The 3,777-nt window shown below is 38.9% G+C and carries 2 protein-coding genes and 1 riboswitch; both genes read left to right on the top strand.

Annotation, left to right across the window (positions count from 1 at the left end; genetic code table 11):
* The first annotated feature begins 368 nt into the window (after window positions 1-368).
* The gene (locus F6K13_RS23145; RefSeq protein WP_124155739.1) at window positions 369-1,613 is read left to right on the top strand and encodes a PD40 domain-containing protein; all 1,245 of its coding nucleotides are present in this window, start codon (window positions 369-371) and stop codon (window positions 1,611-1,613) included.
* 294 nt (window positions 1,614-1,907) lie between these two features.
* A riboswitch (cobalamin riboswitch) is annotated at window positions 1,908-2,055 on the top strand.
* A gap of 655 nt (window positions 2,056-2,710) precedes the next feature.
* Window positions 2,711-3,601, top strand: a complete 891-nt coding sequence (locus F6K13_RS23140) for a calcium-binding protein (protein WP_287288516.1) — start codon at window positions 2,711-2,713, stop codon at window positions 3,599-3,601.
* The last annotated feature ends 176 nt before the right edge of the window (window positions 3,602-3,777 follow it).

Genomic DNA, 3,777 nt, shown 5'->3' with positions numbered 1-3,777 from the left:
CTTAATATTTACTTGATTTCGGCAGCTCTAAAATTTTGTGTAAGTCCCGTAGCGAGCGCTTCGACGTAAAATTATTGATTTACAAGCATTATAGTCTAATTTTACCAGTTAAGTTGTGTAAGTCTCATTAGGCAAAATTAATTATAATACTAATTTGAAAAAATAATTTTACGAATAATAAGGGTGAGAAAAATAATTTGAAGGAGATGTCCCTTTGACGAATAAGATAAATTATGAACTAAAAAATGGTATCGAAGCTATTCATTCTGACTCCTGACTCCTAAAAAAATCCCCAGCTATTTGTAGCAAATATTTATCGCGCTTGATATTATTACTAAGTCAATAACATAGACTTTTATTGCCAGATCATGGTTACAAACATTATTCCCCAAACAAACATCGATCGCCTATCTGTAAACTTTCAAGGAAATGAAGGAAATAACTTTTCCATTAATCCCTCTATTTCTGCCGATGGTCGTTATATTGCTTTTGAATCTGCTGCCGATAACTTAGTAATAGGAGATACAAATAACCAAACAGATATTTTCATTACAGACAGACAAACTCAAACTACAGATATTGTTTCGGTAAACTCTTTTGGGTTTGGTGGAAATCTCAATTCTTTTCATCCTTCTGTTTCTGGCGATGGTCGCTTTGTAACCTTTGCTTCTAATGCCACTAATTTAGTGCCAGGAGATAGCAATAATACAACAGATATTTTTCTCAGAGACCTCCTGACTTTTACAACAACAAGAATATCCGTAGATTCTCTAGGCAACCAAAGCAATGCTGCCTCAATAAACCCCACTATTTCTGCTGACGGTCGCTTCATTGCCTTTGAGTCTGATGCCACCAACCTAGTTATGGCAGATATTAACAACGCCAGAGATATTTTTCTACATGATACTCTAACTGGTATGACTAGCCAAATATCTAAAAATTCTCTGGGCGATCGAGCAAATTTCAGTTCTTTCAATCCCGCTATTTCTGCTGACGGTCGCTTTATCGCTTTTGACTCTTTTGCGACTAATATTGTGGCAGGAGATACCAATAATACCAGAGACGTTTTTTGGCACGATACCTTAACTGGGATTACCAGCAGTATTTCAGTAGATGCTTTAGGCAACCAAGGAGATTTCAGTTCCATCAGTCCTTCTATTTCTGCCGATGGTCGCTTTATTGCCTTCGAGTCTAGGGCAACTAATCTAGTACCGGGAGATACCAATGATGCCAGAGATATATTTGTGCGCGATGTACTAAATGGCATCACGACTCGCGTCTCTGTGGATATTTTTGGTAATCAAGTCAGTAGAAGTTCCTTTGCACCGACGATTTCTGGCGATGGTCGGTTTGTAGCTTTTGATTCTTTCGATCCGTTACTGGTGCCTGGGGATAGCAATGGCACTAATGATATATTCGTGCGGGATTTGCTAAATGGTGTCACGACTAAAATATCAGTAAATTATCAGGGGTTAGAAGGAAATTTGACTTCTTTTAATCCAGCGATTTCTGCTTCCGGGGAAGTAGTCGCTTTTGACTCTTTTGCAACTAATTTAGTGGTGGGAGATGCTAATAATAGTCGGGATGTTTTTGTCTGGAGTGAAAATATCTAGTTAGGGTTTGCTGAAAAAATTAGTTGGTGGGGGTAGGACACGGAGACGCGGAGACACGGGGACGCGGAGATGGATAACAGGCAATTGTTTCGGCCATTTTATGTGAATAAATTTTCTTGAATCTCAGCAGAAAAATTCAGTATTTTGAGGTAAATAAGAGCCAATAACTTAGGAGATAAATTGAATACAAAAAGCTCCATTACCGTAAGCTACCTGACTTTTAACTTTATTCAGCAAACCCTAGTTAGCAAAAAAAATTTTGTAAAAGTATTGCATTAATTAAGTAGCTGTGTTTTAATATTGTAATTAATCGGTTCTAATGGAGGCCAGCCGTTAGAGGAAACGGGGAAAGTTCGGTGTAAATCCGTCGCTGTCCCGCAACTGTGATGAGATACTTTATTATCTCTCAGTCAGAATGCCCGCCGATTGAATAGTAACTTTATCAAACATCTGCGAGGTATGGATGATGACTAATATAGTATTGACAAAAAGGGAATTAGCCCTAAATAAGAACCTTTCGCTACAGATATTTAGACAAAGCTTATTTAAACCAAACTCTGGGAAACAGCTACTACTTAAACAGGACTTACGCAAAGGCACTACATAAGGGGCATCGGTGCGTTACGCTAGCGCTAACACACCCTACTAGCGTGTCAAGCTAAAAATGATGTATTAAATTTTTTAGTGTAATTCTTGCTATGACTAAGATTTGGAGAATTTTCCTAAAGCACTATTTCAAGCTTGACGCGCCACTACCAATAGCGTTCATGCGTAAGTCCTATTAAAAAGAAGTAAATTAGCAATTATCTTTTCTTTTGTGGATTTAATACCCCACCATAATCACCGCGCTTAAAATTGCTTGGGGTGGGAATCTCCTCTATGCAATTTTCCCTTTTGCCCTATTCAATAAAAAGAAAAAAATAATAGCTAGAAAGTTGACAAAAAGTGCAAAAAGTGCTTCGGAATCTACTGTTAAAAACATAAAAATAAGTAATAAGAGCAATAGTTAACGGTGGGATTAATAGCGATCGCAACTTCTTTGCTAATACCAAAGCAGTTGCGACAGAAAGTCTTGCATAAATTTCAAAAGAAATAAAATGACAACAATAATAGGAACAGAAAATAGTGAACTCCTCACAGGTAGTTTGGAGGCAGAGAAAATATATGGTTTAGCAGGAGATGACACAATTAATGGTCTCGAAAGTGGAGACTTAATTAGTGGCAACCAAGGCAACGATATTCTCAACGGAAATGCAGGTGGCGACACGCTGCGGGGTGGTAAAGGGAACGATAATATCTCTGGAGACCTTGGCAGCGACAATATTTATGGCGATGTAGGTACAGACACCTTAACTGGGGGAGAGGGTTTCGATAATTTTGTTCTTCAACGACAAAATCAACCACCAACGGGAAACCCAGATATTAACCAAGCAGACTTAATTACTGACTTTAATCTAGAACAAGATGCCATCGGTTTATTAGGAGGAATAACTTTTGAAGACCTCAATATTTTTCAAGGTAGTAATGAACTAGCTGACAGCACCATTATCCAAGATGCAGTCACAGGAGAATTTTTAGCCATCCTCTCAGGTGTTAACAGCAGCGAACTTACCGAAGACCAATTTAGAATATTTGTCCAACAACTCGGACCTTATTCCAGTTCCACCCAAGACCCAGGAAAAATAGATTCTGCCATCCCTGGTTTTATTAGTTCTGAGGGTGAAGGGTTAATCAGACCAGACAGTATTGTTAATCCAAGATTTGCAGCATGGGCAACAGGATTTCAAAATTATTCCCCTGCATCAGGAGTAGATGAAAGATTCCAAACTCCCGAACTAACATTAGAACCTACCGCTATAACAGTTGAAGAAGGAGACAGGAGACAACCCACCCCCAACCCCTCCCAGGAGGGGAGGGGGAGACAGGAGACAGGAGGAAAATTACTTATGGATTCGCTCCCCCAAGTAATGCGTGAACACCCCCGTTGACGGTGGGGTATTAAACCCACAAAGAAAATGATAATTTTATTGATATTGCTTCATATCATGTCCGTTTATATCGTTTGTGTAAACCCAAGGGTGAATATCTACAGGAAATGATGGTTTTTTCTTGCGAGGGTAGCCTTCTTCCCTCTTCCCTCTTTCTTCTTCCTTCTTCCTTCTTC

This window comes from Okeania sp. SIO2B9, from assembly GCF_010672505.1.
In the GTDB taxonomy this organism is placed as follows: Bacteria; Cyanobacteriota; Cyanobacteriia; order Cyanobacteriales; family Microcoleaceae; genus Okeania; species Okeania hirsuta.
The sequence above is the reverse complement of the archived record's forward strand: the minus strand, read 5'-3'. Positions and strand labels throughout refer to the sequence as shown.